We start from the raw sequence: 26,003 nt of genomic DNA, 5'->3' as shown, positions 1-26,003 counted from the left end.
CGAATGACCCCGGGCGCTTTCTTTATGGATAAAAACGCATGTGTTAGAGAACAAGAATGGTTCGCATTGTAGGGGTGCTTGCCACTGTCCGGCAATCAGATGCTTTTGCGTATGAGAATATTTATCATTAATATTGCAGCCCATCAGCTCGGCTTGTCGCCGAACGTTTCCGTTTCAGGGTCGAAACATGAAAGGCAAACTCGCCACACTTCCCATGTCCTATCGTCTGGCCGTTACCTCGCGGGTGCTGGCGGCGATATTCGGCGGCTATCTGGTCGCCGCGCTGGCCAGTGTCACCCTGACTATGTGGTTGCCGTTGAGCCGTGCCGAAGCGGTCGTGACCGGCATGACCGTGTCGTTTCTGGTGTATCTGGTCGCGGTGCTCTGGTGCTTTGCTTGCCGAACCGCGTGGTCGGCGTGGGTCGGACTGCTGGTGCCTAGTGTAATTCTCGCGACGATTTCCGGTGCGGCACGCGGATTGGGTTACGCATGAAAGAGGGATTCCGCCAGGCGATGGCCTGGCTGCATACCTGGACCGGGCTGGTGTTCGGCTGGTTGCTGTTCGCGATTTTTCTGACCGGAACCCTGGCGTATTTCAAGGACGAAACCAGTCACTGGATGCAGCCGGAAATTCCCGCGCGCACTCTGAATGCCGAGGCGAGCCTGACGCTGGCGCAGGATTATCTGCAACAACACGCGGCTGGCGCTTCGCGCTGGCTGATCGATTTACCCGATGCGCGCGATCCCGGCCTGACAGTGCGTTGGCAACAGGCACCGGCTAAACCGGGCGAGCGTGGACGGTTCGAGTCCAGAACGCTGGACGCGCAAACCGGTGCCCAAGTGCAGGGGCGCGAAAGCATGGGCGGCGAATTCTTCTACCGCTTTCATTTCCAGTTGCAGATGCCTTATCCGTGGGGGCGCTGGCTGTCGACGATTGCCGCGATGGTGATGTTCGTCGCGTTGATTACCGGGATCATTACCCACAAGAAAATCTTCAAGGATTTTTTCACTTTCCGCCCGCGTAAAGGTCAGCGTTCCTGGCTCGACGGACACAACGCCGTGGGCGTCCTGGTGCTGCCGTTCCACCTGATGATCACCTACAGCAGTCTGGTGATTTTCATGTCGATGGTCATGCCGGCGAGCATTCTTGCCTCGTACGGCAACGACGTCGAAAAGTTTTACGCTGAAGTTTTCCCGGCCTCCAACAACCCGGAACGGCTCAACATACCCGCAACCCTGGCGCCAATGGCCCCGTTATTGGCCAAGGCCAGTGAGCAGTGGTCTGGTGGCCAGACTGCGCGGGTCACGGTGAACAACCCTGGGGATACCAACGCTTCGGTGGTGCTGTCACGCGCAGGTGATCGTGTGGTTTACGATTTTGGCAGTGCAGTGACCTTCAACGGTGTTAGCGGACAACTGCTTGGCAGCACGCCGGTTCAACCGGTGGCGATGGCGGTCGGCGGCACGTTTTATGGGTTGCACATGGGCCATTTCGCCGGCCCGGTATTGCGCTGGCTGTACTTCATCTGTGGTTTGGCCGGCACGGCAATGATCGGCACCGGGCTGGTGATCTGGCTTGGCAAGCGCCAGCTCAAACATGCCAAAAGCGGCGTGATGCCGTTCGAGTTGCGGCTGGTTGAAGTGCTGAACATCGCCAGCATGGCCGGACTGGTCAGCGCGGTGGCAGTGTTCTTCTGGGCCAATCGTCTGCTGCCGGTGAGTCTGGCAGGACGCGCGGATTGGGAAGTGAACGCGTTCTTCATCGCCTGGGGCTTGAGTATGATCCACGCGCTGCTGCGCCCCGGACGCAAAGCCTGGGTCGAGCAACTGGCGCTGGCGGCGATGCTGTTTAGCTCACTGCCATTGCTCAACGCCCTGACAACTTCGCATCACCTTGGCGTGACGCTGGCGCAAGGCGATTGGGTGCTGGCCGGGTTCGACTTGACCTGTCTCGGCTGCGGTCTCTTCCTGGCTTGGGCTGCGTGGAAAATGCAGCGCGCCGGCAACACCGTTCGGGTGAAAAAACCGGCTCGCGAAACGCCTCGTCCGGTCACGATAGAACAGGGGAGCCATTGATGCTGCTGGCGCTGTTGTTGTGTTACGCCGGGTTTACCGCGCTGTGTCTGTCGATGCCCCGGCATCACGATGATCTGCTCGGGCACAAACCATCAGAGCGTCGCCGTCAGGCCCTGAAGCTGGCCGGATGGCTATTGCTCGGTTTATCGCTGTGGGCCGCTGTCGATGCGAAAGGCTGGAGTTTCGGTCTGGTCGACTGGTTTGCGGTGCTGATGTTCAGCGCATTGGCCCTGGTGCTGCTGTTGCCCTATCGGCCGAAACTGGCGTTGGCCCTGGCCGGGGTGAGTTTGCTGGCGACACCGGTCGCCGCATGGGCGCAGTGCTGAAGTGCTGATCGGTCATCCGCCGGAATCACGCGACGACGAGCCGCGCGGGGCGCGTGCGCATTTTTTGCAGGTATTTCTGTCCCAGCGTTCGCAGATGGAAGCGTTGGTTAACCGACGCGTTGGCTGTCGGGCGACGGCGGCGGATCTGGTGCAGGATCTGTTTTTGCGTTTCTGGCGACGGCCGCTGGTGCAGGTCGAAGAACTCAGCACTTACCTTTTGCGCTGTGCCGGCAACATCGCCATCGACCATTTGCGTAGCGAGGGTACGCGGGTGCGAGTCAACGAAGGCTGGCAACCGGACGAACCCGATAGCCATGGCAGCGAGCCGCAGGCCGCGCTCGAGGCCGGCAACGATTTACGTCATGTCGAGGCCGCACTGCGCGCCTTGCCCGAGCGCACCCGGCAGATATTTCTGCTCAATCGCATTCACGGGCGCAAGTACGCCGACATCGCCAAGGCCATGGGTTTGTCCCAAAGCGCCGTGGAAAAACATATGATGCGCGCCCTCGAGGCCTGCAAGGCCAGCCTGCGCGAACCCGCGCCACGCCTGCCAGGGAAAGCATCGTGAATCACATCAATCGCATCGCCCCGACGCCCGCTCAGGAACAGGCGGCTTTCGCCTGGCTGAGCCTGTTGCACGACCGGCCGAGCGCAGGCGACCAACTCACATTCAGCCAATGGCTGCGCGCCGATCCGGCCCACGCCGAGGCTTACGCACAGGCGCAAGTGGTCTGGGAATTGAGCGAAGGCCCGGCGCGCACGCTGGCTGATGAAGAGGCATTTGCCTTGCAGGGCTATCTCAACGCGATGGACCGGCCACGTCGTGCGCCGCTGCTGCGCTGGTCGGGTGCGCTGGCGTTGGCGGCGTGTCTGTTGTTGATGGTCAGCCTCGGCACGGGTTGGCAACCGCAGCGCTGGATCGATGATCTCGGCGCCGATTACGTCTCGGCTCCCGGCGAAATTCGTACGGTGACTCTGGCCGATCAATCGCAAGTGACACTCGATGCCGACAGCGCCATCGCCGTGGATTTCAGCCATGGCGAACGGCATGTGCAACTGCGGCGCGGCGCTGGTTTTTTCAGCGTCACGCATACCGGCGAACCTTTTGTGGTTGAGGCTGAAAAGGGTCAAGCGCGGGTGCTTGGTACCCAGTTCGAAGTGCGCCTGAAACCACAGGGGGCGCAGGTTACGGTGTTGTCAGGACGGGTCGGCGTGACGGCGCAAGCCGATGGCGAACAGCAGATTCTCACCGCCGGTCAGCAAGTGGCTTACGGCGCAGGTACCGCACAAAAACTTCACGCCACCGACAGCGAAGCGCAACTGGCCTGGCGTCAGGGATGGCTGACTTATTACAAGTCGACGCTGGCCGATGTGGTGCAGGATCTGCAGCGTTATTACCCGGGCCGGATTGTGTTGCTCAACGATGATTTGGCGGCACGTAAAGTCAGCGGCAGTTTTCCGAGCAAGGACCCGCACGCGGTGTTGAGTTCGTTGCAGGGCGTGATGGGGTTTGAGCAGCATCAAGTGCTGGGGCATCTGATTATTTTGCGTTGAGCTGCCGGCCTCTTCGCGAGCAAGCTCGCTCCCACATTTGCAATGCGATTTCCTGTGGGAGCGAGCTTGCTCGCGAAGGTGTCTGTAGCAACAACACACCTCTCAAAAAATATTTTCAAATTTGTAGTGAGGTAAACCCGGACGCCATTCGTGTAGTGACTGAAACTGCGAGTCATTCGCATCCGTTGCGGTTCTACACAGGTCATGAGCAATGAAGTCCAGGGCAAAATCGGGTTCGGTCAAACAGTGGTTGGGTGCTTCTGCATTGAGTTTTTCGGCGTTGGCGTTGCTGCCGATCAGCGTGGCGCTGGCCGCTGAAACCCTCAGCAGTCAGCCACAAAAGCAGTTCAGTTTTGCCCTGGTCGCCAAACCGTTGCCCCAGGCGCTGAGTGAATTCAGCCGCGTGACCGGGCAAAGCGTGGTTTACACCGATGAAGCGCCGTACGGCCTCACCGCTCCAGCGGTCAACGGGCAGATGAGTGCCGAGCAAGCGCTGCAACGTCTGCTCGCAGGTTCTGGCCTGACCTTCCGCCGCACCGACAGCCACACCCTGGCGCTGGAGCCGCAACCCACCGCAGGTGCATTGAATCTCGGCGCCACCACCATCACCTCTATGCGCGACGAATCGCAGAGCTACCAGCCACCGGAAACCAGTTCGGTGATGCGCACCTCGGCTTCGCTGCAAGAAATCCCGCAAACCGTCAACGTCATCCCGGCCCAAGTCATTCGTGATCAGACGCCGCGCAATCTTGATGATGCGCTGGCCAACGTCAGCGGCATCACCCAGGGCAATACTTTGGGTAGCACTCAGGATTCGGTGATGACGCGCGGTTTCGGTGACAACCGCAACGGCTCGATCATGCGCGACGGCATGCCGATCGTGCAGGGTCGCGGGATGAACGCCACGGTCGATCGCGTCGAGGTGCTCAAGGGCCCGGCGTCCTTGCTGTACGGGATTCAGGACCCGGGCGGGGTGGTCAATATGGTCAGCAAGAAGCCTGAACTGACCCAGTACAACGCGCTGACTCTGAGCGGCTCGACTTACGGCGATGGCAAAAATGGCAGCGGCGGCACCTTCGACAGCACGGGCGCACTGGGTGATTCCGGGCTGGCCTATCGCATGGTGCTCGATCACGAAGATGAAGATTACTGGCGCAACTTCGGTACCCATCGCGAGTCGCTGATCGCGCCGTCGCTGGCCTGGTACGGCGAACGCACCAAGCTGCTGTTCGCCTACGAGCATCGCGAATTTCTCACTCCGTTCGACCGTGGCACGTTGATCGATCCGCGCACCAATCATCCGCTGGATATCTCGCGCAACGAGCGTCTGGACGAGCCGTTCAACAACATGGAAGGGCGTTCGGATCTGTACCACTTCGAGGCTGATCACGAACTCAACGACGACTGGAAAGCGCACTTCGGCTACAGCTGGAACCGCGAAACCTACGACGCCAGCCAGGTCCGCGTGACCGCCATCGACACCAAAAAAGGCACGCTGACCCGCAGCATGGACGGCACTCAAGGCGCGATCAGCACCGACCGTTTCACCACCGCCAGTCTTGAAGGCAAGGTCAACGTGCTGGGCATGCAGCATGACCTGGTGTTCGGCGTCGATGACGAGTACCGCAAGATCTACCGTGCCGACCTGATCCGCCAGAAAAGCCAAAGCACTTTCAGCTACGTCAATCCGGTGTATGGCCGTGAAGTCGAGGGCACCACGGTCAGTGCAGCGGACAGCGCGCAAACCGATCTGCTGCGCAGCGATTCGGTGTTTATGCAGGACTCGATCCACCTCAACGATCAGTGGATTCTGGTCGCCGGCGGACGCTTTCAGGAGTACGACCAGTACGCCGGTAAAGGCGTGCCATTCAAGGCCAACACCGACAACAACGGACAGAAGTGGGTGCCGCGTGCGGGCCTGGTTTATCGCTACACCGATGAGCTGTCGTTCTACGGCAGCTACACCGAATCGTTCAAACCCAACTCGACCATTGCCCCGCTGAGTGGCAGCAGCACCATCCTCGACGGCAGCATCGCGCCGGAAGAAGCCAAGTCGTGGGAACTGGGGGCGCGGCTGGATATTCCGGGGCGCATCACCGGCAACATCGCCCTGTTCGACATCAAGAAACGCAACGTGCTGGTGTCCAACGCCGAAGGCCCGACCACGATTTACAGTGCTGCCGGCGAAGTGCGTTCTCGTGGTCTGGAACTGGATCTGAGCGGTCAACTCAGCGACCGTTGGAGCATGATTGGCAGCTACGCCTACACCGATGCCGAAGTCACCGAAGACCCGGACTACAAAGGCAATCGCCTGCAAAACGTGGCGAAGAACAGCGGCTCGTTATCGGCGGTGTATGACTTCGGCAGCGTGATCGGCGGTGACCAGTTGCGCGTTGGCGCCGGGGCGCGTTACGTCGGTGAGCGGGCAGGCAACGCGGTGAATGATTTCGAGCTGCCGAGCTACACCGTGGCCGATGCGTTCGCGACTTACGACACCAAAGTTGAAGGGCAGAAGGTCAAGTTTCAGCTCAACGTGAAGAACCTGTTTGATCGTACCTACTACACCTCGGCGGTGAGCCGGTTCTTTGTGTCGATGGGCGATTCGCGGCAGATTTCGTTGTCGAGCACGCTGGAGTTCTGACCGAATACCGCGTCATCGTTCTTCGCGAGCAGGCTCGCTCCCACAGGGAAATGCATTCCCCTGTAGGAGCTGCCGAAGGCTGCGATCTTTTGATCTTGCTCTAGCGCAAAAACGCCTGTCGATACTCGCCAGGCGTCCCGCCCAATACCTGGCGAAAGCGGTTGGTAAAGTGACTGGCGCTGGCAAACCCGCATGCCAGCGCAATCTCCCCTAACGGCAACGCCGTACCGCGCAACAACTCCCGCGCCCGGTTCAAGCGTCGCGCCAGCACGTACTGATGCGGCGGCAAACCGAAGCTCACGCGGAACATTCGCGCAAAGTGATATTCCGACAACGCACACAACCCGGCCAGTTGCCCGAGGCTGATCGGTTCGGCCAATTGACTGTCGATGAACTCCACCAGTTGCCGGCGCTGATGTGGCGCCAATCCGCCCTTCAAACGTAAACCCTGACGCGCGCCGACCTGACTGAGCAAGGTATGGCTGATCAGTTCGTGGGCCAGACTGCTGGTCAGCAAGCGCTCGGCAGGTTCGTCCCAGTTGAGGGTGAGCAACCGGCGAAAGCGCTGCGCCTGCTGCGGATCTTCCAGAAAAGTCTGTTCGCGCAACTGCATTTCCCGCGGCTCGCGATCCAGCAACGTGACGCAACCGAGGGCAAATTGCTCGGCGCTGAAATACAAGTGAGCGAGGCGGATGTCACCGTTGATCACCCAGCCTGATTCGTGATCGGCCGGCAGGATGCACAACTTGTCGGGGCCACCCTTGTTGCCCGGTTCGCCACGGCGAAAGGTCCCGGTGCCACCGGCGATGTAGCAGGAAAGAGTGTGGTGGCTCGGCGCTTCGTATTCCTGGGCGTCGTGATGATTGGTCCACAGAGCTGCGGACAAACCGTCACCGAACTCGGCGCTGTGCACAAGGCGTGCATTGGGCGAGCGGTTAAGCGCTTGAAAGACTTGCAGGGTGTCGATTGCGGCCATGTTCGGTTCTCTCCAACGCCTTGCATCCTACTCCGTAGAGGTCGGGCTGCCAGCCCGCCGGGCGACAAAAGCGCAAGTTTATGCAAGCGGCTGCGCCGGGACGAAGTGGACACTGAACCCCTATTGAGGAGTGTCTGCCATGAACCTGTCGCTGTATCTGTTGACCGTGCTGATCTGGGGCACCACCTGGATTGCCTTGAAATGGCAACTGGGGGTGGTGGAGATTCCGGTGTCGATCGTCTATCGCTTCGGCCTCGCGGCGCTGGTGCTGTTTGTGCTGTTGCTGCTTAGTCGTCGGTTGCAACCGATGAATCGGCGTGGGCATCTAATTTGTGTAGCGCAGGGTTTGTGCCTGTTTTGCGTCAACTTCATGTGCTTTCTGACGGCCAGCCAGTGGATTCCCAGCGGACTGGTAGCAGTGGTGTTTTCCACCGCCACGTTGTGGAACGCGCTCAATGCGCGGGTGTTCTTCGGTCAGCGGATTGCCCGCAACGTGCTGATGGGCGGCGGGCTCGGTTTATGTGGCCTTGGTCTGCTGTTCTGGCCGGAACTGGCAGGCCATGCGGCGACTCCGCAAACCCTGCTGGGGCTCGGTCTGGCGCTGTGCGGCACGTTGTGTTTTTCGGCGGGCAACATGCTGTCGAGCCTGCAACAGAAGGCCGGGCTCAAACCATTGACCACCAATGCCTGGGGCATGGCTTACGGTGCGGCGATGTTGTCGGTGTGGTGTCTGGTGAAAGGTATTCCGTTCGACATGGACTGGTCGCCGCGCTACGTCGGTGCACTGCTGTATCTGGTGATCCCGGGTTCGGTGATCGGCTTCACTGCGTATCTGACATTGGTCGGACGTATGGGCCCGGAGCGCGCGGCGTATTGCACTGTTCTGTTTCCAGTGGTGGCATTGAATGTCTCGGCGTTTGTCGAAGGTTATCAATGGACGGCGCCGGCACTGGCCGGACTGGTATTGGTGATGCTGGGTAATGTGCTGGTGTTCCGTAAGCCACGAGCGACTGTAATGCCGAGTCAGGGTACGTTGGCATGAACATCAACTTTGGTCGTGTGTTGTTTTTAGTGTTCGATCTTTATTGCGACGTAAATCAGCAATGGAAATATGAAGTCAATAATATGTCGGGCCCAGTCCTTGGCATTCCATATTTGTGATGTGTCCATATCGAACCATTCAACGCCGACGACTTGGATACACAAGTAATAGATAAAAATCACGATCAGCAAACCCACGATCGAAAATTTTTTGGCTTCGTGAAACTCTTCTGGAGAAGAGTTTATGTTTTTAAATAAGTGATAAGTTCCCAATAGACAAAGTGCCGTATAAGTTACCTCCATTGTGATGATGAACCAGTAAATCCGGTGGTGCAGCATGGGGGAGGTAATCGCCCGGTAGCTTATGTTTAAATTGTGTTGGGTCGTGTCCATGCTCAGGACATGACCGACATATTCATAGTTTGAAGCGTAGTCGGTAAAGTTGCTGTACATCACCAGTAAGCCAAAAAAGCTGATGAAGCTCATTAGCGCAATTTTGCTGGCGCGAATGATTCTGCTCGTGGTCAAGTTGTTCAACTGTTTTATTCTCCAGGCTGTTTATCGAGAGCTCGATAAGATCAAGGAGTCTATAGCGGGTATTTTTATTTCGGGGGTGGGTTGAATTTCAAATTATGTGCGGTGGGGTAAATAGTCGGGCAAGTGTAAATTTGCACTTGCCCGAAATTTTTACTCGCGCCAGACCTGAGGGTTCACCAGATCCTGTGGACGCTCGCCCAGCAAGGCGCTGCGCAAGTTTGCCAATGCGCGATTGGCCATCGCCTCGCGGGTTTCATTCGTCGCCGAGCCGATGTGCGGCAATGTCACGGCGTTTTTCAACTGGAACAATGGCGACTCTGCCAGCGGTTCTTTCTCGTAGACGTCCAGTCCGGCGCCGCGAATTCGATTGTTTTGCAGAGCTTCAATCAGCGCCGGTTCATCGACCACCGGACCGCGGGAGATGTTCACCAGGATCGCGCCCGGTTTCATCAGCGCCAGTTCGCGATGGCTGATCAGGTGGCGGGTCTTGTCGCTGAGCGGCACGACCAGGCAGACGAAATCGGCTTCTGCGAGTAGTTGGTCGAGGCTGCGAAATTGTGCGCCGAATTGTTGTTCCAGTTCGGTTTTGCGGGTGTTACCGCTGTAGATGATCGGCATGTTGAAGCCGAAATGGCCACGTCGGGCGATGGCGGCACCGATGTTGCCCATGCCGACGATGCCGAGGGTTTTGCCGTGTACGTCGCAACCGAACAGGGGGGCGCCGACGCTGGCTTGCCATTGGCCGGCCTTGGTCCATGCGTCGAGTTCGGCGACGCGGCGGGCGCTGCTCATGATCAGGGCGAAGGCGAGGTCGGCGGTGCTTTCGGTGAGCACGTCCGGGGTGTTGGTGAGCATGATCCCGCGTTCGTTGAAGTAGTCGAGGTCGTAGTTGTCGTAGCCGACGGAGACGCTGGAGACGACTTCGAGTTTGGTGGCGGTTTCGAGTTGGGCTTTGCCGAGTTTGCGGCCGACGCCGATGAGGCCGTGGGCGTGGGGCAGGGCTTCGTTGAATTGGGTGTTGATGTCGCCGTTTTTTGGGTTGGGGACGATGACGTCGAACTCTTGTTGGAGGTGTTCGATCATTGGGGGGGTGATGCGGCTGAAGGCCAGGACGGTTTTTTTCATTTGGCTTGGGCTCGGCTTTGGGGCTTTTATTGCCAAGCAAGCTAACATTTCTTTGTGGTGTTTGGCTTGTCTTGGCGGCCTCTGGGCCGACCATGTTTTGGGTTGGTGGGGGTGTATATCCGTTGCTTCGGGTGTTGCTGCTGGCGGTTTCGCTTTTACAGCGACTCACTTTTTTACAAGCGCGGTACATGTCAAGGTACCTGTCGCCTTGGTCTTACGGTTGCTAGTCCATTGCGTCCTTTATTTCAGGGCGCTCAGGATTTAAATAAACGGCATCTGCCAGCTTCCAGTTGCGTGTGCGAGTGCTCCACCGACTTGGGTTAGTTCGCCTGGCATCCTCATAAAGCTCTGCCCTGGCTTGTAATAGGGCGGTTGCTTTGCCCTCGTGCCGTTGGTTTGGCGTGACGTATTTCAGGGCACTGTGGCGGTGATCTTCGTTGTACCAATCGATGAAATTCTGCACCCAAAGCCTTGCATCAGTAACCGTATCAAATGGTTGATCCGGCCAAAGCGGGCAATACTTTGCAGTGCGAAAAAGTGCTTCGGCGTAAGCATTGTCATTGCTCACCCTTGGCCGACTAAAAGAAGGTTCTACGCCCAGCGCGACCATGCTTTCACGCAACAAAGAGCCTCTCATCACGTGTCCGTTATCTGAGTGCAACACCAGTGGACGACCTGCCGTCTGTTCGCGTAAACATCCCTTTGTGAGCAGTTCACAGGCGTGTTCGGCGCTCTCCACTTCGTGGACTTCATTGGCGACCAGTTTGCGGCTGTAGACGTCCTTGACCATGTACCAATAGAAAAAACGGCCCTTCACTGTGCTCGGCAACCAGGTGATATCCCAGCACCACACCTGATTGGGGCCATCAGCGCGATGCGTCGTCAGTACTCTGCGTTTTGGGGCTTTGGCCCGGCCGCGACGGACGTTTTGATGGGCGGCTTTCAACACACGATAAAACGTCGATTCCGAAGCTAGATAAATGCCTTCATCGGCCAGCTTAGGCACGATTTGATGCGGGGTCAGGCTGGCATAGCCAGCCTGATTGGCAGCATCCAGCACCGCTTGACGCTCCGTATCATTGAGCTTGTTAGCCGGAGCTGCACGTTGAGCCAGCTGTCGCCCGTCACATTCAGTGTGTTGCCAGCGTTGAACTGTGCGCAGGCTCAGACCCAGTTCATTGCAAGCGCGGTATCGACGAGCGCCATTCAGCACTGCGTCGGCAATCAACTTCATGGCTTGCGTACGATCAGAGGCGTTGATCAGTCTTCCTTGTCCTTGCCCCAGATCGCATTGGCTTTTTTTCTGAGCTCCAGCAACGCCACCGCCTCTGCACGACTGGCATCAGACTGAATCAGTTGGCGTTCAAGTATTTTGATGCGCCGTTGCTCGGCCGTTTTTGAAGTTCGAGAGGTGAGATCAACAACGGGATTAGCGTTTTGGCATGCCACTCGCCACTGTTGGATTTGCTCAGGGTAAATGCCTTTGATTCGGCAATATTGAGAGATCTCGACCTCGCTCAACGGCGCGGTTTCCATGACAGCATTGAATTTATCGGCGCTAGACCATTGGTCACTGGTCTTGCCGTTTCCCGGAACGATCAAGCCTTTATCTCTAGCCATTTGTCTCCAGTTTCGCAGTGACTGTGGCGTGAGATTGAGTGCAGCGGCAAGTTCCGCCACTGATCGATTGAGGGGCGGCATCATTTGCAGAACGACCCAGTCTTTGAAGTCGTTGTCGTAACGTTTACCCATTTTGGACATGGTTATGCACCTTCGCCCTCTTGATTATTTGAGTCAATCAATAAGGGCGACAGGTAGCCTGACACGGAGGGAGCGCCTAAAAAAGTAAGCAAAAAACGCTGGGCCCCGGCGTTCGGCCCGCTCGCTGGGGCTCGGGGTTCCTTCGTTCCGGGTTTCATCCGGGGGGATCGCCTACGGTTTGCTTCGCTGCACCTCCTCTCGATCTGTTTGGCTCCGCCAAACGGCGCTACGCGCCCACCCCCGGATGAATCCCTCCACTCAGCCTGCCGATGGGCCTTGTGGATCAAGAGCTGCAGTCGAGCTAACGCTCATTCAGTTGAGTGGTGAAGGGCGGCGTGGAGTGTCAGATTCACTCGGGTCAACCTGTGGGAGCTGGCTTGCCAGCGATGGCGGCCTGAAAGCCGACCAACCTCCACCTGATACACACAATCCCTGTGGGAGCTGGCTTGCCAGCGATGGCGGCCTGAAAGCCGACCAACCTCCACCAGATACACACAATCCCTGTGGGAGCGAGCTTGCTCGCGATGGCGGCCTGAAAGCCGACCAACCTCCACCAGATACACACAATCCCTGTGGGAGCTGGCCTGCCAGCGATGGCGGCCTGACAGCCGACCAACCTCCGCCAGATACACACAATCCCTGTGGGAGCGAGCTTGCTCGCGATGGCGGCCTGAAAGCCGACCAACCTCCACCAGATACACACAATCTCTGTGGGAGCTGGCCTGCCAGCGATGGCGGCCTGACAGCCGACCAATCTTCGTCAGATGTACACCAATCCGGTAGGAGCTGCGGCACGCTGCGATCTTTTGATCTTTGGTGTGGTTAATGAAGATCAAAAGATCGCAGCGTGCCGCAGCTCCTACGGTTCAGTTTTTGGCTGTTATTTCAACGTTATCCAGCACTCGATTCACCGCCAACTCAGCCAGCATGATGATTTGTTGGATGGCCAATATCGTATGCCGCTGCGGGGTCGCCACATACGCAGCGATGTCGCTGGTCATGACGCTGGCCGAGGCCAGGGATTCGCAGGCGTGGGCCAGCAGGGTTTCGTTGTCCATCTGCGGGGCGACGACGAACATGGTGCTCGGTTTGCGCAATGGCAGGTCTTTGTGGCCAGGGCAGAGGTAGTGGTCGAGGGCGCGTTCGGCGGCTTCGTGGAGTTTGTTGGAATCGAGGGATTCGTAGGGAGAGGTGCTGTCCGCTTCGGGCGGGTTGGGTGTTGGTTTGATCATTGGAAACATACTCATGGCGGTTGGATTGAAGCTGCCACTTTTCGTTTTCCAGACGATGGGTGGCAGCTGTGCGCGGACTGGAAAAACCGGTCAACCAACCAAACCCGGCAGGCCCAAGGGCCTCCCGCGCACAGCCGCCATTACATTGCGAAGCAGAAAAAGCGCCGCAGTATGCCATGGGCAGGGTTGGTAGAAATCGGGTTTTCCAGACCCGGTCACTGATTCGTCAGCGACCACAAAATCCTATCCACCCCACTTCCGACCGACAACCGCCACAACCTGTCGGAAATATCCGCGTCATCCACGCTTCTGTAGGAGCTGCCGTAGGCTGCGATCTTTTGATTTTTAAACAGCAGATCAAAAGATCACAGCCCACCGCGCCAAAAACGTGAACGGCGGTGTGTTTAAGATTCAGTTGGCGACGCGCGCTCCAGCCAGGCTGCCGCTCAATTCGTACGCGGCCAATTCTGCTTGATGGGCCGAAAGAATTTCCGGCAACGATCCACGCAGGTACTCGACCCACGTCTTGATCTTCGCATCCAGGTACTGGCGTGAAGGGTAGATCGCGTACAGGTTCAGTTCCTGCGAGCGGTAGTTCGGCATTACGCGCACGAGTGTGCCGTTGCGCAGGCCTTCGATGGCGGCGTAGACCGGCAGCACGCCGACGCCCATGCCGCTGGTGATTGCGGTTTTCATCGCGTCGGCGGAGTTCACCAAAAATGGTGAGCTGTTGATGGTGACCATTTCCTGGCCTTCCGGGCCGTCGAATGCCCATTTTTCCAGGGGAATCACCGGGCTCACCAGGCGCAGGCAGGCGTGGTTCAGCAGGTCGCTGGGTTTTTGCGCAGCGCCGTTGGCTTTTACGTAGGCCGGCGAGGCGCAGACGATGCTGTAGGTGATGCCCAGGCGTTGCGAGACGAAACCCGAATCCGGCAGTTCGCTGGCGAGCACGATGGACACGTCGTAGCCCTCGTCGAGCAAGTCCGGCACGCGGTTGGCCAGGGTCAGGTCGAAGGTCACGTCGGGGTGGGTCTTGCGATAGCGGGCGATGGCGTCGATCACGAAGTGCTGGCCGATGCCGGTCATGGTGTGCACTTTCAATTGTCCGGCCGGGCGCGCGTGGGCGTCGCTGGCTTCTGCTTCGGCTTCTTCGACGTAGGCGAGGATCTGCTCGCAGCGCAGCAGGTAGCGCTTGCCGGCCTCGGTCAGCGCGATGCGGCGGGTCGTGCGGTTGAGCAGGCGGGTTTGCAGATGGGCTTCCAGATTGGAGACCGCGCGCGAGACGTTGGCCGTGGTGGTGTCGAGTTGCACGGCGGCGGCGGTGAAGCTGCCGGCTTCGGCCACGCAACTGAAGGCGCGCATGTTTTGCAAAGTGTCCATGGGGTGCTCTCAAGGGAGATGGCAAATTGTGACACGAAGTGTCCGGGGCGAGACCCCCGACCTTGGGATTATCTCGTTAACCGTAACAAAGATTCACAGAAATCCCAGCTTATCGCCGTTCAGGCGCCCCAATAGAATTGCGCCCACCTTGCTTCCCCCCCTTTCTCAGGAATTCGCAGCTGTGCCGCGTCGCATCAACAGAGCGCTTATGCCGCTCAGTGTTCTGGCTTTTACCCTGATCATCAGCGGCTGCATCAGTACCGGAGGGATTGCCCCGCAGGGCAAGGCATTGGAGGCCGATTCGCTGGCCACCGATGACGCCATCGCCCACGCCGCCCGTGACGCCAACTGGCCCACCGCCCAATGGTGGCAAGCCTATGGCGACCCGCAACTGAATCGCTGGATTGACCTCGCCGTCCAAGGCAGCCCGACCATGGCCATGGCCACCGCACGTTTGCGTCAGGCCAAAGCCATCGCCAGCGTCGCTGAAGCGGCGGAGTCGTTGCAGATCAATGGTGATTCGACCCTCAAACGTCACAACTGGCCGACCGATCAGTTCTACGGCCCGGGCGATCTGGCCAACACCACCACCTGGGACAACAACGCCGCACTGGGTTTCAGCTACGCCCTCGACCTCTGGGGCAAGGAAAGCAACGCCAGTGAACGGGCGGTGGACCTTGCGCACATGAGCGCTGCCGAGGCGCGGCTGGCGCAGCTGGAATTGCAGAACAACATCGTCCGCGCCTACATCGAATTGTCGCTGCACTACGCCCAGCGCGACATCGTTGACGCGACGCTCAAGCAGCAGCAGCAGATTCTCGAACTCGCACAGAAGCGTCTGGCCGGCGGCATCGGCACCCACTTCGAAGTCAGCGAGGCCGAGACGCCGCTGCCGGAAACCCATCGGCAACTGGATGCGCTGGACGAAGAAATCGCCCTCAGCCGCAACCAGATTGCTGCGTTGGCAGGCAAAGGCCCGGGTGCCGGTGCGCAATTGCAGCGGCCGACGCTGGTGCTTGGCGCCGCGTTGAAACTGCCTTCGGCATTGCCTGCCGAGTTGCTTGGTCAGCGTCCGGACGTGGTTGCCAGTCGCTGGCAAGTGGCGGCGCAGGCGCGTGGGATCGAGGTGGCGCATGCCGGGTTTTATCCCAACGTCGATCTGGTCGGCAGCCTCGGTTTTATGGCAACCGGTGGCGGGGCGCTGGAGTTTCTGACTGGCAAGAAGCTCAACTACAACGTCGGCCCGGCGATCTCGCTGCCGATTTTCGACGGCGGGCGACTGCGTGCCGAACTCGGTGAAGCTTCGGCCGGTTACGACATCGCCGTGGCGCATTACAACCAGACGCTGGTCAATGCGCTGAAGAACATCTCCGATCAGTTGATCCGTCGCGAGTCGATGGACAAGCAGCAGGCGTTCGCCGCCGAGTCAGTGGCTACCGCGCAGAAGACGTACGACATCGCGACCATCGCTTATCAACGCGGGCTGACCGATTACCTGCATGTGCTCAACGCGCAGACGCTGTTGTTCAAGCAGCAGCAAGTGCAGCAGCAAGTGCAAGCGGCACGTTTGAGTGCTCATGCCGAATTGGTGACTGCGCTGGGCGGCGGCCTCGGCGCCGGTAGTGACGTACCGACCAACCAGCAAACCCAAGCCCCGAAAACCCCGGTTCTCCTGCATTGAACATACAACCTGTGGGAGCGAGCTTGCTCGCGAAGAGGGAGTGTCAGCCAGCAAATTGGTTGACTGACTCACCGCATTCGCGAGCAAGCTCGCTCCTACAGGATCTCGGTTCAACTCGACTTTTTTGAGCAGAATTCATGACCCCCTTGCCCGCACCTCTGCGCTGGCTCTACTCCCTCGAATGGCGCCGGGGTTTTTTCGACTGGGCACGCAGCGATGGCGTGACCTGGGTCTACATCTTCAAGGTGTTGATCGCTGCGTTCCTGACCCTGTGGCTGGCGATGCGTCTGGAATTGCCGCAGCCGCGCACCGCGATGATCACCGTGTTCATCGTCATGCAACCGCAGAGCGGTCAGGTGTTCGCCAAGAGCTTCTATCGCTTCCTCGGCACTTTGGCCGGGTCGGCGATGATGGTCACGCTGATCGCGCTGTTTGCGCAGAACACCGAACTGTTCCTCGGTTCGCTGGCGATCTGGGTCGGCATCTGCTCGGCCGGTGCCGCACGTTGCCGCAACTTCCGCGCTTACGGTTTTGTGCTGGCCGGCTACACCGCTGCGATGGTCGGCCTGCCGGCGCTGGCGCATCCCGACGGCGCATTTATGGCTGCGGTGTGGCGGGTGCTGGAAATCTCGCTGGGGATTCTCTGCTCGACCGTAGTCAGCGCCGCGATCCTGCCGCAAACCGCCAGCGCGGCGATGCGCAACGCCTTGTATCAGCGCTTCGGTGTATTTGCACTGTTCGTCACCGATGGCCTGCGCGGGCGCAGCAAACCGGAGGCGTTCGAAGCCAGCAACGTGCGTTTCATCGCCGAAGCCGTGGGCCTGGAAGGGTTGCGCAGCGTCACCGTTTTCGAAGACCCGCACATGCGTCGGCGTAACGGTCGGCTCAGTCGGTTGAATAGCGAATTCATGGGCATCACCACACGTTTCAACGCCCTGCATCAGTTGCTCGAACGCCTGCGCGGCTATGACGAAGAGCACGTGGTCGCGGCAATCAAACCGGGCTTGCAGGATCTGGCCGAAGTGCTCGACGGCTTCAGCGGTCGCTCCCTGACCAGCCCCGATGCCGCACGGCTGGCGACAGCACTGGCGACCTACAAGGAAGGCCTGCCGGCGCGGGTGCGAAGCTTGCGGGCGCTCTTTCAGGAGAGCGAACCGAGCGACGCCGAGCAACTGGATTTCCATACCGCGTATGAACTGCTTTATCGCTTCGTCGATGATCTGCACAGTTATGCACAGACCCACGCTTCGCTGGCCGATCACAGCCACGAGCGCGAGCGCTGGGACGAGCCGTTCACTCCGCAAACCAACTGGTGGGCGGCGGCTGCTTCGGGGATTCGCGCCTCGTTTATCCTGATCGTGCTCGGCAGTTACTGGGTCGCCACCGCGTGGCCGAGCGGCGCGACCATGACCCTGATTGCCGCCGCCACCGTGGGCTTGTCCGCCGCCACGCCGAACCCGAAGCGCATGGCTTTTCAAATGGCCTGCGGTACGTTTCTCGGGGCGCTGATCGGCTTCGTCGAGATGTTTTTCATCTTCCCGTGGATCGACGGTTTTCCGCTGCTGTGCGTGATGCTCGCGCCAGTGATCGTGCTCGGTTCGTTCCTCACCTCGCGTCCGCAATACGCCGGGGTCGGTCTCGGTTTGCTGATTTTCTTCAGCACCGGTTCGGTGCCGGACAACCTGACCATTTACAACCCGTACACCTTCATCAACGACTACATCGCCATGGTCATGGGCATGTTGGTGTGTGCGGCGGCGGGGGCAATTATTCTGCCGCCGAACAGTCGCTGGTTGTGGAAACGTCTGGAACAGGATCTGCGTGGCCAAGTGGTGTACGCGATCAGCGGCAAGCTCAAGGGCCTGGCGTCGAGTTTCGAAAGCCGTACCCGCGACTTGCTGCATCAGGCGTATGGCCTCGCGGCAGGTCAGCCGAAGGTGCAAAAGCATCTGCTGCGCTGGATGTTCGTGGTGCTGGAAGTGGGTCATTCGATCATCGAGTTGCGCAAGGAACAGGCGATTCTGCCGGTGCACCCGGCGTACGCCGAATCGCAGCCGTGGCGTCAGGCGATCCGCGTGATGGGACGCGCGCTGGTGCGGCTGTTTCTGCAACCGAACGCGAGCAATCTGGAGCGCGCACTGGTTGCGGTGGATCACGCGATCAGCCGCGTCGCTGCCACTGACGAGCCGTTCGCGCCGCACTTCGACACCTCCGCATTACGCCGGGTGAAAAGCTATCTGCACTTCATTCGCACATCGTTGCTCGACCCGCAATCACCGCTTGCCGAGTTCGCCTCGGCCAAGCCCGAAGGACTTGCCCATGCCTCGTGAAATCGCGTTCCACGGCGTGTACATGCCGACCATGACCCTGATGTTTTTCATCGCTGCGGCACTGGCCTGGGCGCTCGACCGGTTTTTGTCGGGGTTCGATCTGTACCGTTTTTTCTGGCATCCGGCACTGCTGCGCCTGAGTCTGTTTACCTGTCTGTTCGGCGCCATGGCGCTGACTGTCTACCGTTGAGAACGTTCTGATGAAAAAGTTTTTCAGCCTGCTCGCGACCCTGCTGGTGCTGGCCCTTGCGCTGTGGATCGGCCGGACCCTGTGGGTGCATTACATGGACACGCCGTGGACCCGCGACGGTCGGGTGCGTGCGGATATCATCAACGTCGCCGCCGACGTTACCGGCGAAGTGGTCGATGTGCCGGTGCGTGACAACCAACTGGTGAAGAAGGGCGATTTGCTGATGCAGATCGATCCCGAGCACTACCGCATCGCAGTGAAGCAGGCGCAGTCGCTGGTCGCTTCACGCAAGGCCACTTGGGAGATGCGCAAGGTCAATGCGCATCGCCGCGCCGACCTCGACAATCTGGTGATTTCCAAAGAGAACCGCGACGACGCCAGCAATATCGCCGACTCGGCGCAGGCTGATTATCAACATGCCCAGGCGCAACTCGAAGCCGCCGAACTCAACCTGAAACGCACCGAAGTACGTGCGGCCGTCGATGGTTACGTGACCAACCTCAACGTGCATCGCGGCGACTACGCGAGGATCGGCGAGGCGAAAATGGCCGTGGTCGACATGAACTCGTTCTGGGTTTACGGCTTCTTCGAAGAAACCAAGCTGCCGCACGTCAAAGTCGGCGACAAGGCCGACATGCAATTGATGAGCGGCGAAGTGCTCAAGGGCCATGTGGAAAGCATTTCACGCGGCATCTATGACCGCGACAACCCGGAAAGCCGCGAGCTGATCGCCGACGTCAATCCGACGTTCAATTGGGTGCGTCTGGCGCAGCGGGTGCCGGTACGGATTCACATCGATGAAGTGCCGGAAGGCGTGCTGCTGGCGGCGGGGATTACTTGTACGGTGGTGGTGAAACAGAACGCTGTGGATAACGGATAGACCGCGTTATCGTTTTTCGCGGGCAAGCCACGCTCCCACAGGTTTCCTGGCGTACTCAAAATATGTGAGCGCCGCAAAACCTGTGGGAGCGTGGCTTGCCCGCGATGGGTTCACCTCGGCGCTTCAGGAAACGGCAGCCATTCACTCAGCACAAAACGTCTCCTGCAGATGCCGCCAAATCACCTTGCCACCCGCCTGTTTTTCGAACACTACCGTCGATAGCCGAAGCGTCTGGGTTCCCGTCGCATCGCTCTGCCGCTCGTGATAACTCACCGTCGCCCCGCGTTCATTCAGGGCAATCCCGCGCAGCTCACTGAGTTCGATCCTGAAGCCATTCTTTTTCCCGCCCGCCATGCGAAACAGCGTCTGCAAGGCATCGAAGTCCAGCTCCCGACCCCGCGGTGAAATCATCGAGAACCGTGGCGAAAAACGCGTCAGCAGTTGATCAAGTGCCGCATCGTCCTGCGTCTCGGCAAACCATTGTTCGATGGCTTCGTGGGCCTGGATCACTTCGTCGAAGTAGTCGTTGTAGTCAGTCATGTGGATTTTTCCTTGAGGGGCGAAGAGGCCAGCAGGGCCAGAACTTTTGTCGAATCAAACCGCAGGACGGCGACCATCGGTAATAACGTGATCAGCGCGGCGGCCAGAAAACAGTATTTGAAACCACTGGTACCCAATGCGCCCAACAGTGAGCTGAGCAGTGCGGCGCCGAGGCAGAAACCGAGTTGGCGATTGATATTCCACAGGGCACTGGAATGGCCCATTTTTTCCGCTGCGATGCCGACGAACGCAAGGGTTTGCGCGGTGATGCTGCACAGACTGCCACCCAGTCCCATCACCGCATAGGCGATGATCAGCGGCGTACTGGCGGGTTGGTCGATGCGCATCAGCAAGACAATGCCGAGGCATTGCAGGAGCATCCCGGCAGCCAATAACGGCTTGGGGCCGATGCGGTTGAAGCTGCGTTTTCCAAGAAAAATCGCCACCCCCGAGCCCGCCGCCCAGGCCAGCATCAGCGCACCGGTATGCGCTGCACCGAAACCCAGTTCGTGCAGGTAGAGCACGGCAATCAGATTGGTCCCGGTAAAAATCCCCGGGACACACAGGTAGATCAACATCGCCAGACGCAGCGACGGGTTCTTGATCAGTTGCAGGTCGAGAAGTGCACCGGGTTTACGCCAGCCGTCACGCAGGTACAGGCACAACGTCAGGGCGCTGAGCAGCAGCACGATGCCGCTGACGCTGCGGGTTGCGGGTTCGCTCGCCAGGCTTACGGCAATCAACAACAAACTCAGCGCCGACACCGCCAGCAACAGGCCTCGGGCGTCCAGCGTCGGGCGTTGGCTGCTGGCTTGATCGGGTTTCAGCCAGAGCAGACCAAGCCCGAACGCCAGCAATGCGACCGGCAAATTCAGGTAGAAAATCCAGCGCCAGGACAATGTCTGAACGATCAGTCCGCCCGCCGCTGGCGACAGCGCCGGCACCATCAACGCCACCAGCAACACCACACCGGTAAAGTGCGCACGCTGCTCCGGCGGAAACTGCCGATACGCCAGCGCCTGACCGACCGGCAGCAACAACCCGCCGCCGAGCCCTTGCAGCAGGCGCCAGCCGATCAGGCTTTCGATCGATCCCGCCTGCGCGACCAGTGCGGAGCCAACCCCGAACAACAGCAGCGAAGCAAGAATCAACCGCCGCTCGCCGATCCGTGCCGCCAGCCACACGCTCAGCGGAATGATCAGCGTCAGCCCGAGCATGTAGGCGTTGGTGATCCACGCCAGTTCGGTCACCGAGGCATTCAGCTGCCGGGCGATGTCGGGGTAGGCAATGCTGGCGACGAACATGTTCAGCAGGTCGAGGGCAAACCCCAACAAATAAACCAGCGCGACTTTCGAGCGATAGGCCATGGCGACTTCCCGGTGATGAGACGTGCAGGGTAGGGTGCCGGGCGTATTAGGAAAACGCTGGTTTGGCTGCTAGTTTGTCAAAATTATTTTGACAAGGAGTGGCGCGGGTATGGTCAGCCTGGATCGTTTTGACACCTTCAAAGCCGTGGTCGAGGCCGGTTCATTGACTGCTGCCGCCGAAACACTGGGGCAAACCCGGGCGGTGGTGAGCTTCAATCTCAAGCGGCTGGAAGAAGAACTGGGCGTGACCTTGCTCACGCGCAACACCCGGCAATTGGCGCTGACCGATGCCGGCGAGCGCTTTTATCGGCGTTGCCTGCGCACGCTGGATGAGGCTCGACTGGCCATTGAGGAGGCTCGCTCCGAGCATTCACAGCTCAAGGGCACCTTGCGCATCACCACCACCGTCGAGTTTGCCCTGGCCCAAGTGGTGCCGGCGCTGGAGGTGTTTCGCAAGCAACAGCCGCAGTTGAATATTCATTTATCGACGTCGTCGACCCATGCCGATCTGATCTCCGAACGCTTCGACATGGCGATTCGGCTAGGCCGCATGCACGACTCCAATCTGCGTGCGGTGCAGTTGTCGACATTCGAAGTGTTTGCGGTGGCCGCGCCGCAATTGGTCGAACGCTTTGCGCCGGTTACCACGCTGGCGACACTGGAGTCGATGCCGACGCTGGGCCATGGGCGCGTGCCGGAGATGACCGTGACTGATCCTGTCGGAACCGAGCATGTGTATCAGCCAAAACCGGGCACTACGGCAATCGTCGCGGATAATTCGGCGACGCTGCGGGCGTTTGCACTAACCGGGCAAGGTGTGGCGATTCTGCCGCAATGGTTGATTCAGGAAGATCTGGAGGCTGGGCGATTACAGCGCTTGTTGGCGGATTTTCGTTTTGCGCAGCAAGGCGTGTATGCGCTGTACCCGGATACCCGGCATTTGCCGCTGAAGGTTCGGGCGTTTATTGATTTCATGAAGAGTTGGGGCTGAAACTTTGCGGTGACAGTTCTGGCCTCATCGCGGGCAAGCCCGCTCCCACAGGTTTTGTGGTGTATTCATAAATTCCGAACCACCCACAAAACCTGTGGGAGCGTGGCTTGCCCGCGATGGATTCACCTCGACTTCAGAGCTGCCCACGCAACCCGAACCGCTTCATCAACGTCGACTCCAGCAACCCCTTGGGCAACAACGCCGCCAACAACGGCAACGCCCGGCAGCCATTGCCAATCCGGATCAGCCGCGGCGGTTTGTCTTGCTGCACAGCCTTCAACAACACGCCGGCAAACTCGCTGGCCGGCGTCGGTTTGTCCTGCGAAGCCTTGGCCCGCGCCCGAATCCCTTCACGCAATGGAAACCACGGCGACTGTTCGTTGATCAATTGCTCGGCCTCGTGTCCGGCGTTCTTGGCGAAGCTCGATTGAATCGCCCCCGGCTGAACCTCCATCACCCGCACACCAAATGGCGCCAGTTCCATGCGCAATGCGTCGCTCAGGGCATGGACGGCGGCTTTCGATGCGCAATAAGCGCCAGCAAATGGAGTAACCAAAACACCTGACACGCTGCCGATATTCACCACCAGACCTTTGGCTCGACGCAACACAGGGAACAGCGCACGAGTGACACCGACAATCGAAAACACGTTGGTTTCGAATTGCCGTTGCATCGCCGGTACACCGCCATCAAGCAACGGCCCCATCGCGCCGTAACCGGCGTTGTTGATCAGCACATCGAGGCCGCCAGTCTGCTGGTTGATCCGCTCGCCAAGTTGTTCCAGCGCCGCGCCGTCATTGACGTCGAGTTGAATGGCAGTGAACCCGGCCGCCGCGAGCATGGCCACATCTTCAGCCTTGCGCGCAGTCGCCCAGACTTCGAAACCTGCGCCTTTGAACGCATCGGCGAGGGCGCGGCCGATGCCGCTGGAACAACCGGTAATCAACGCAACGGGCATGGCGCATTCCTTGTGCAAAAAAGTGGGGGAGGGGGATCAGTCGGAGAAACTGCCCTGCAAGCGCTCGGCGCGAAAATCCAGGGTTTGCGGACGATAACCGGGACGCAGTGGCGGCAGTGGCAAACAGTCTTCCCAATTGCCACCGGCCTGCAATTCGCCGGGACCGCGATAGCGGGGTGCAGTGTATTGATTGTCGGCCAGATTGACCGTATCGCCCGGCGCATAAGCGGCGATGCGCCAGCGCAATTCGGTCAGTGGCACGTTGTTGCCGTTGTTCATTTTCAGTTGCAGCGGGCGATCCGCCGGGCAGTCTTGCGGCGCATAAGCGATGCGCAACTCAAGACGCGCCAGTTGCTTGATCTCGCGATTGTCCAGCCACACCACCCACATCGCCACCAGCCCCAAGCCAACAGCGGCGGCAATGGACACCGGCAACGCCTTGGCCGGATAGCGCAGCAACAGGATCAGCCAGGTGATGACCAGCAAAACGCCGATGAACATATCGCACAACCTCGCGGGATTAGAGGGGCATCCTACCTAAGCGTAGGTGAGGTTGGCGATGGGCATCGGGACTTGCGGTGTCTGGGATGGCCTCTTCGCGAGCAAGCTCGCTCCCACATTTGCAATGCATGCCTCTGTGAGAACAGGCCGGCTGCCACATTTGCAATGCATGCCTCTGTGAGAACAGGCTGGCTGCCACATTTGCAATGCACTCCCCTGTGGGAGCGAGCTTGCTCGCGAAGAGGCCAGTGTCCGCGCTGCAAATCCCGGACAAAAAAGCCCCCGCCCAACCCACTGCGGATAGGGGACGCAGCGGGCTGGACGGGGGCTTCTTATTGCTGATCGATCACTGCGCGATGGTTTTCACCGAGACGCCGCGTTCGATTGGGGTGGAGCGACCGTAGATATCTTCGAAACGCTCGATATCGTCTTCGCCGAGATAGCTGCCCGATTGCACTTCGATGATTTCCAGCGGGATCTTGCCCGGGTTGCGCAGGCGATGCACCGAGGCGATCGGGATGTAGGTCGACTGGTTTTCGCAGAGCAGGAACACGTTTTCATCGCAGGTCACTTCGGCGGTGCCGCTGACCACGATCCAGTGCTCGGCACGGTGGTGGTGCATCTGCAGTGACAGGCATGCGCCCGGTTTGACCGAGATGTGCTTGACCTGGAAACGCCCGCCCATGTCCACCGAGTCGTAGGAACCCCACGGACGATAGACCTCGCAGTGGTTCTGGGTTTCGCTACGGCCCTGCTCGTTGAGGGTGTTGACCATCTGCTTGACGCCTTGGACCTTGTCCTTGTGCGCAATCATCATGGCGTCCTTGGTTTCGACTACCACAATGTTTTCCAGGCCGATCACCGACACCAGTTTGCCGTTGCCGTGGATCATGCAGTTCTTGCTGTCCTGAATCACCACGTCGCCTTTAGTGACGTTGCCGTTGGCGTCTTTCTCGTTGACTTCCCACAACGACGACCAGCAACCGACATCACTCCAGCCAGCGGTCAGCGGCACTACGCAGGCGCGCTGGGTTTTTTCCATTACTGAATAGTCGATGGAGTTGTCCGGGCAGCAGGCGAACGTGGCTTCGTCGAAAGTGATAGTGTCCGGGTCCTGCTCGCTACGCTCAAGCGTCAGCAGGCAAGTGTCGTAGATGTCCGGATCATGCTTTTTCAGCTCTTCGAGAAAGCGGCTGGCGCGGAACAGGAACATGCCGCTGTTCCAGAAGTAGCCACCGGATTCGACGTATTCGGTGGCACGTTTGACGTCAGGTTTTTCGACGAAGTGCGAGACGCGGCTGACGCCTTCCGGCAGCAGCGAATCGGCGGTGGACTTGATGTAGCCGTAACCGGTTTCCGGTTTGGTCGCCGGTACGCCGAACAGCACCATTTCGCCGTTTTCGGCGGCAACGGTGGCCAGGGCGAGGGCGCGTTGCAGGGCTTTCTGATCTTCCAGCACGTGGTCGGCCGGCAGCACCAGCATCAGTTCGTCACGACCTTCGTTGACCAGCATCATCGCGGTCAGCGCCACGGCCGGCGCGGTGTTGCGGCCGAACGGTTCCATCAGGATGCGCTGCACTTCGAGATTGCGGTTGCTCAACTGCTCGTTGACGATGAAACGGTGGTCCTTGTTGCAGACCACAATCGGCGTGTCCATGCCTTCGAACACCAGACGTTCGAGGGTTTGCTGGAACAGCGTGTGTTCGCCGGTCAGGGCGAGGAATTGCTTGGGGAATTGCTTGCGCGAAAGCGGCCAAAGACGTGAGCCGCTACCACCTGACAAGATCACCGGAATCATATTGTTTACTCCATAAAATCAATTGGGTCAGACCGTTGTGGGAGCTAGCCTGCTAGCGATTGCATCACCTCGGTACATCAGAAAAACCGAGTTGCCTGAATCGCCGGCAGGCCGGCTC

23 protein-coding genes are annotated in these 26,003 nt (G+C 59.3%); 12 read left to right on the top strand and 11 right to left on the bottom strand.

The window, feature by feature from the left end; genetic code table 11:
- Positions 1-187: 187 nt before the first annotated feature.
- From ACTWLJ_RS02225 to ACTWLJ_RS02200, 6 genes are all read left to right on the top strand, one after another.
- Positions 188-493, top strand: a complete 306-nt coding sequence (locus tag ACTWLJ_RS02225; protein ID WP_445179717.1) for a DUF3649 domain-containing protein — start codon at positions 188-190, stop codon at positions 491-493.
- On the top strand, positions 490-2,076 hold the full coding sequence (locus tag ACTWLJ_RS02220; RefSeq protein ID WP_445179716.1) for a PepSY-associated TM helix domain-containing protein: 1,587 nt from the start codon (positions 490-492) through the stop codon (positions 2,074-2,076). The genes ACTWLJ_RS02225 and ACTWLJ_RS02220 overlap by 4 nt, the downstream gene beginning before the upstream one ends.
- Positions 2,076-2,402, top strand: coding sequence for a DUF3325 domain-containing protein (locus tag ACTWLJ_RS02215; protein ID WP_401217183.1), 327 nt, complete (start codon positions 2,076-2,078; stop codon positions 2,400-2,402). The genes ACTWLJ_RS02220 and ACTWLJ_RS02215 overlap by 1 nt, the downstream gene beginning before the upstream one ends.
- 1 nt (position 2,403) lies before the next feature.
- The gene (locus ACTWLJ_RS02210; protein ID WP_445179715.1) at positions 2,404-2,970 is read left to right on the top strand and encodes an RNA polymerase sigma factor; all 567 of its coding nucleotides are present in this window, start codon (positions 2,404-2,406) and stop codon (positions 2,968-2,970) included.
- Positions 2,967-3,956 (top strand): FecR family protein, encoded by a 990-nt coding sequence (locus tag ACTWLJ_RS02205; RefSeq protein ID WP_445179714.1) that lies wholly within the window; start codon positions 2,967-2,969, stop codon positions 3,954-3,956. Before ACTWLJ_RS02210 ends, ACTWLJ_RS02205 begins: the two co-directional genes overlap by 4 nt.
- A gap of 211 nt (positions 3,957-4,167) precedes the next feature.
- Complete coding sequence (locus ACTWLJ_RS02200) at positions 4,168-6,597, top strand: TonB-dependent siderophore receptor (RefSeq protein WP_445179713.1); 2,430 nt, start codon at positions 4,168-4,170, stop codon at positions 6,595-6,597.
- A 100-nt stretch (positions 6,598-6,697) separates the two neighbouring features.
- Here ACTWLJ_RS02200 and ACTWLJ_RS02195 read toward each other — a convergent pair whose 3' ends face one another.
- Entirely contained in the window at positions 6,698-7,573 is an 876-nt protein-coding gene (locus ACTWLJ_RS02195) for a helix-turn-helix domain-containing protein (RefSeq protein WP_445179712.1), read from the bottom strand.
- Positions 7,574-7,712: 139 nt separating this feature from the next.
- Here ACTWLJ_RS02195 and ACTWLJ_RS02190 point away from each other — a divergent pair, with 139 nt between their 5' ends.
- Positions 7,713-8,615 carry a DMT family transporter gene (locus ACTWLJ_RS02190; protein ID WP_445179711.1) on the top strand — a complete coding sequence of 301 codons (903 nt, stop codon included), beginning with the start codon at positions 7,713-7,715 and terminating at the stop codon, positions 8,613-8,615.
- 26 nt (positions 8,616-8,641) lie between these two features.
- Here the strand turns inward: ACTWLJ_RS02190 and ACTWLJ_RS02185 are convergent, their stop codons facing one another.
- From ACTWLJ_RS02185 to ACTWLJ_RS02165, 5 genes are all read right to left on the bottom strand, one after another.
- On the bottom strand, positions 8,642-9,151 hold the full coding sequence (locus ACTWLJ_RS02185) for a DUF2165 family protein (protein ID WP_445179710.1): 510 nt from the start codon (positions 9,149-9,151) through the stop codon (positions 8,642-8,644).
- Between the two features lie 150 nt (positions 9,152-9,301).
- Positions 9,302-10,276, bottom strand: a complete 975-nt coding sequence (locus ACTWLJ_RS02180; RefSeq protein WP_445179709.1) for a 2-hydroxyacid dehydrogenase — start codon at positions 10,274-10,276, stop codon at positions 9,302-9,304.
- A gap of 223 nt (positions 10,277-10,499) precedes the next feature.
- Positions 10,500-12,028, bottom strand: a protein-coding gene (locus tag ACTWLJ_RS02175; RefSeq protein WP_445181418.1) for an IS3 family transposase whose coding sequence is annotated in 2 segments (ribosomal slippage) — positions 10,500-11,587 and positions 11,587-12,028 — 1,530 coding nt in all. Because the reading frame shifts where the segments join, the coding sequence is not laid out codon by codon here.
- An 875-nt stretch (positions 12,029-12,903) separates the two neighbouring features.
- Positions 12,904-13,269 carry a DUF6124 family protein gene (locus ACTWLJ_RS02170; RefSeq protein ID WP_445179708.1) on the bottom strand — a complete coding sequence of 122 codons (366 nt, stop codon included), beginning with the start codon at positions 13,267-13,269 and terminating at the stop codon, positions 12,904-12,906.
- A 411-nt stretch (positions 13,270-13,680) separates the two neighbouring features.
- The gene (locus tag ACTWLJ_RS02165; RefSeq protein ID WP_401217161.1) at positions 13,681-14,649 is read right to left on the bottom strand and encodes a LysR family transcriptional regulator; all 969 of its coding nucleotides are present in this window, start codon (positions 14,647-14,649) and stop codon (positions 13,681-13,683) included.
- 181 nt (positions 14,650-14,830) lie between these two features.
- On the opposite strand from ACTWLJ_RS02165, the gene ACTWLJ_RS02160 reads away from it, so the two are divergent.
- The 4 genes from ACTWLJ_RS02160 to ACTWLJ_RS02145 all read left to right on the top strand — a co-directional run bounded on the left by ACTWLJ_RS02160 (position 14,831) and on the right by ACTWLJ_RS02145 (position 19,730).
- A complete protein-coding gene (locus ACTWLJ_RS02160; RefSeq protein ID WP_445179707.1) occupies positions 14,831-16,330 on the top strand; it encodes an efflux transporter outer membrane subunit in 1,500 nt (499 codons plus the stop codon).
- Between the two features lie 137 nt (positions 16,331-16,467).
- Positions 16,468-18,660: an FUSC family protein gene (locus ACTWLJ_RS02155; RefSeq protein WP_445179706.1), complete on the top strand. Its 2,193-nt coding sequence runs from the start codon at positions 16,468-16,470 to the stop codon at positions 18,658-18,660.
- A complete protein-coding gene (locus ACTWLJ_RS02150; RefSeq protein WP_015096751.1) occupies positions 18,650-18,850 on the top strand; it encodes a DUF1656 domain-containing protein in 201 nt (66 codons plus the stop codon). The genes ACTWLJ_RS02155 and ACTWLJ_RS02150 overlap by 11 nt, the downstream gene beginning before the upstream one ends.
- A gap of 10 nt (positions 18,851-18,860) precedes the next feature.
- A complete protein-coding gene (locus ACTWLJ_RS02145; RefSeq protein WP_445179705.1) occupies positions 18,861-19,730 on the top strand; it encodes an efflux RND transporter periplasmic adaptor subunit in 870 nt (289 codons plus the stop codon).
- A 141-nt stretch (positions 19,731-19,871) separates the two neighbouring features.
- Here the strand turns inward: ACTWLJ_RS02145 and ACTWLJ_RS02140 are convergent, their stop codons facing one another.
- Both ACTWLJ_RS02140 and ACTWLJ_RS02135 read right to left on the bottom strand, forming a co-directional pair.
- The gene (locus ACTWLJ_RS02140) at positions 19,872-20,270 is read right to left on the bottom strand and encodes a DUF4440 domain-containing protein (protein ID WP_445179704.1); all 399 of its coding nucleotides are present in this window, start codon (positions 20,268-20,270) and stop codon (positions 19,872-19,874) included.
- Entirely contained in the window at positions 20,267-21,637 is a 1,371-nt protein-coding gene (locus tag ACTWLJ_RS02135; protein ID WP_445179703.1) for an MFS transporter, read from the bottom strand. Before ACTWLJ_RS02135 ends, ACTWLJ_RS02140 begins: the two co-directional genes overlap by 4 nt.
- 109 nt (positions 21,638-21,746) lie before the next feature.
- On the opposite strand from ACTWLJ_RS02135, the gene ACTWLJ_RS02130 reads away from it, so the two are divergent.
- Positions 21,747-22,628 (top strand): LysR substrate-binding domain-containing protein, encoded by an 882-nt coding sequence (locus ACTWLJ_RS02130; RefSeq protein WP_445179702.1) that lies wholly within the window; start codon positions 21,747-21,749, stop codon positions 22,626-22,628.
- Positions 22,629-22,761: 133 nt separating this feature from the next.
- Here the strand turns inward: ACTWLJ_RS02130 and ACTWLJ_RS02125 are convergent, their stop codons facing one another.
- From ACTWLJ_RS02125 to ACTWLJ_RS02115, 3 genes are all read right to left on the bottom strand, one after another.
- Positions 22,762-23,586 (bottom strand): SDR family oxidoreductase, encoded by an 825-nt coding sequence (locus ACTWLJ_RS02125; RefSeq protein ID WP_445179701.1) that lies wholly within the window; start codon positions 23,584-23,586, stop codon positions 22,762-22,764.
- Positions 23,587-23,622: 36 nt separating this feature from the next.
- On the bottom strand, positions 23,623-24,087 hold the full coding sequence (locus ACTWLJ_RS02120; protein WP_401217138.1) for a multidrug transporter: 465 nt from the start codon (positions 24,085-24,087) through the stop codon (positions 23,623-23,625).
- A 346-nt stretch (positions 24,088-24,433) separates the two neighbouring features.
- Entirely contained in the window at positions 24,434-25,885 is a 1,452-nt protein-coding gene (locus tag ACTWLJ_RS02115) for a mannose-1-phosphate guanylyltransferase/mannose-6-phosphate isomerase (protein ID WP_401217135.1), read from the bottom strand.
- Positions 25,886-26,003: the final 118 nt, after the last annotated feature.

The sequence above is a fragment of the Pseudomonas sp. McL0111 genome (assembly GCF_052567255.1).
This window is presented reverse-complemented; position numbering and strand designations above follow the sequence as displayed.

What these genes read in the sequence shown, in the direction of transcription:
- ACTWLJ_RS02225 (WP_445179717.1), top strand. Translation starts at nt 188, where the DNA reads ATGAAAGGCAAACTCGCCACACTTCCCATGTCCTATCGTCTGGCCGTT.
- ACTWLJ_RS02220 (WP_445179716.1), top strand. Translation starts at nt 490, where the DNA reads ATGAAAGAGGGATTCCGCCAGGCGATGGCCTGGCTGCATACCTGGACC.
- ACTWLJ_RS02215 (WP_401217183.1), top strand. Translation starts at nt 2,076, where the DNA reads ATGCTGCTGGCGCTGTTGTTGTGTTACGCCGGGTTTACCGCGCTGTGT.
- ACTWLJ_RS02200 (WP_445179713.1), top strand. Translation starts at nt 4,168, where the DNA reads ATGAAGTCCAGGGCAAAATCGGGTTCGGTCAAACAGTGGTTGGGTGCT.
- ACTWLJ_RS02195 (WP_445179712.1), bottom strand. Translation starts at nt 7,573, where the DNA reads ATGGCCGCAATCGACACCCTGCAAGTCTTTCAAGCGCTTAACCGCTCG.
- ACTWLJ_RS02190 (WP_445179711.1), top strand. Translation starts at nt 7,713, where the DNA reads ATGAACCTGTCGCTGTATCTGTTGACCGTGCTGATCTGGGGCACCACC.
- ACTWLJ_RS02180 (WP_445179709.1), bottom strand. Translation starts at nt 10,276, where the DNA reads ATGAAAAAAACCGTCCTGGCCTTCAGCCGCATCACCCCCCCAATGATC.
- ACTWLJ_RS02170 (WP_445179708.1), bottom strand. Translation starts at nt 13,269, where the DNA reads ATGATCAAACCAACACCCAACCCGCCCGAAGCGGACAGCACCTCTCCC.
- ACTWLJ_RS02165 (WP_401217161.1), bottom strand. Translation starts at nt 14,649, where the DNA reads ATGGACACTTTGCAAAACATGCGCGCCTTCAGTTGCGTGGCCGAAGCC.
- ACTWLJ_RS02155 (WP_445179706.1), top strand. Translation starts at nt 16,468, where the DNA reads ATGACCCCCTTGCCCGCACCTCTGCGCTGGCTCTACTCCCTCGAATGG.
- ACTWLJ_RS02150 (WP_015096751.1), top strand. Translation starts at nt 18,650, where the DNA reads ATGCCTCGTGAAATCGCGTTCCACGGCGTGTACATGCCGACCATGACC.
- ACTWLJ_RS02145 (WP_445179705.1), top strand. Translation starts at nt 18,861, where the DNA reads ATGAAAAAGTTTTTCAGCCTGCTCGCGACCCTGCTGGTGCTGGCCCTT.
- ACTWLJ_RS02140 (WP_445179704.1), bottom strand. Translation starts at nt 20,270, where the DNA reads ATGACTGACTACAACGACTACTTCGACGAAGTGATCCAGGCCCACGAA.
- ACTWLJ_RS02135 (WP_445179703.1), bottom strand. Translation starts at nt 21,637, where the DNA reads ATGGCCTATCGCTCGAAAGTCGCGCTGGTTTATTTGTTGGGGTTTGCC.
- ACTWLJ_RS02130 (WP_445179702.1), top strand. Translation starts at nt 21,747, where the DNA reads ATGGTCAGCCTGGATCGTTTTGACACCTTCAAAGCCGTGGTCGAGGCC.
- ACTWLJ_RS02125 (WP_445179701.1), bottom strand. Translation starts at nt 23,586, where the DNA reads ATGCCCGTTGCGTTGATTACCGGTTGTTCCAGCGGCATCGGCCGCGCC.
- ACTWLJ_RS02120 (WP_401217138.1), bottom strand. Translation starts at nt 24,087, where the DNA reads ATGTTCATCGGCGTTTTGCTGGTCATCACCTGGCTGATCCTGTTGCTG.
- ACTWLJ_RS02115 (WP_401217135.1), bottom strand. Translation starts at nt 25,885, where the DNA reads ATGATTCCGGTGATCTTGTCAGGTGGTAGCGGCTCACGTCTTTGGCCG.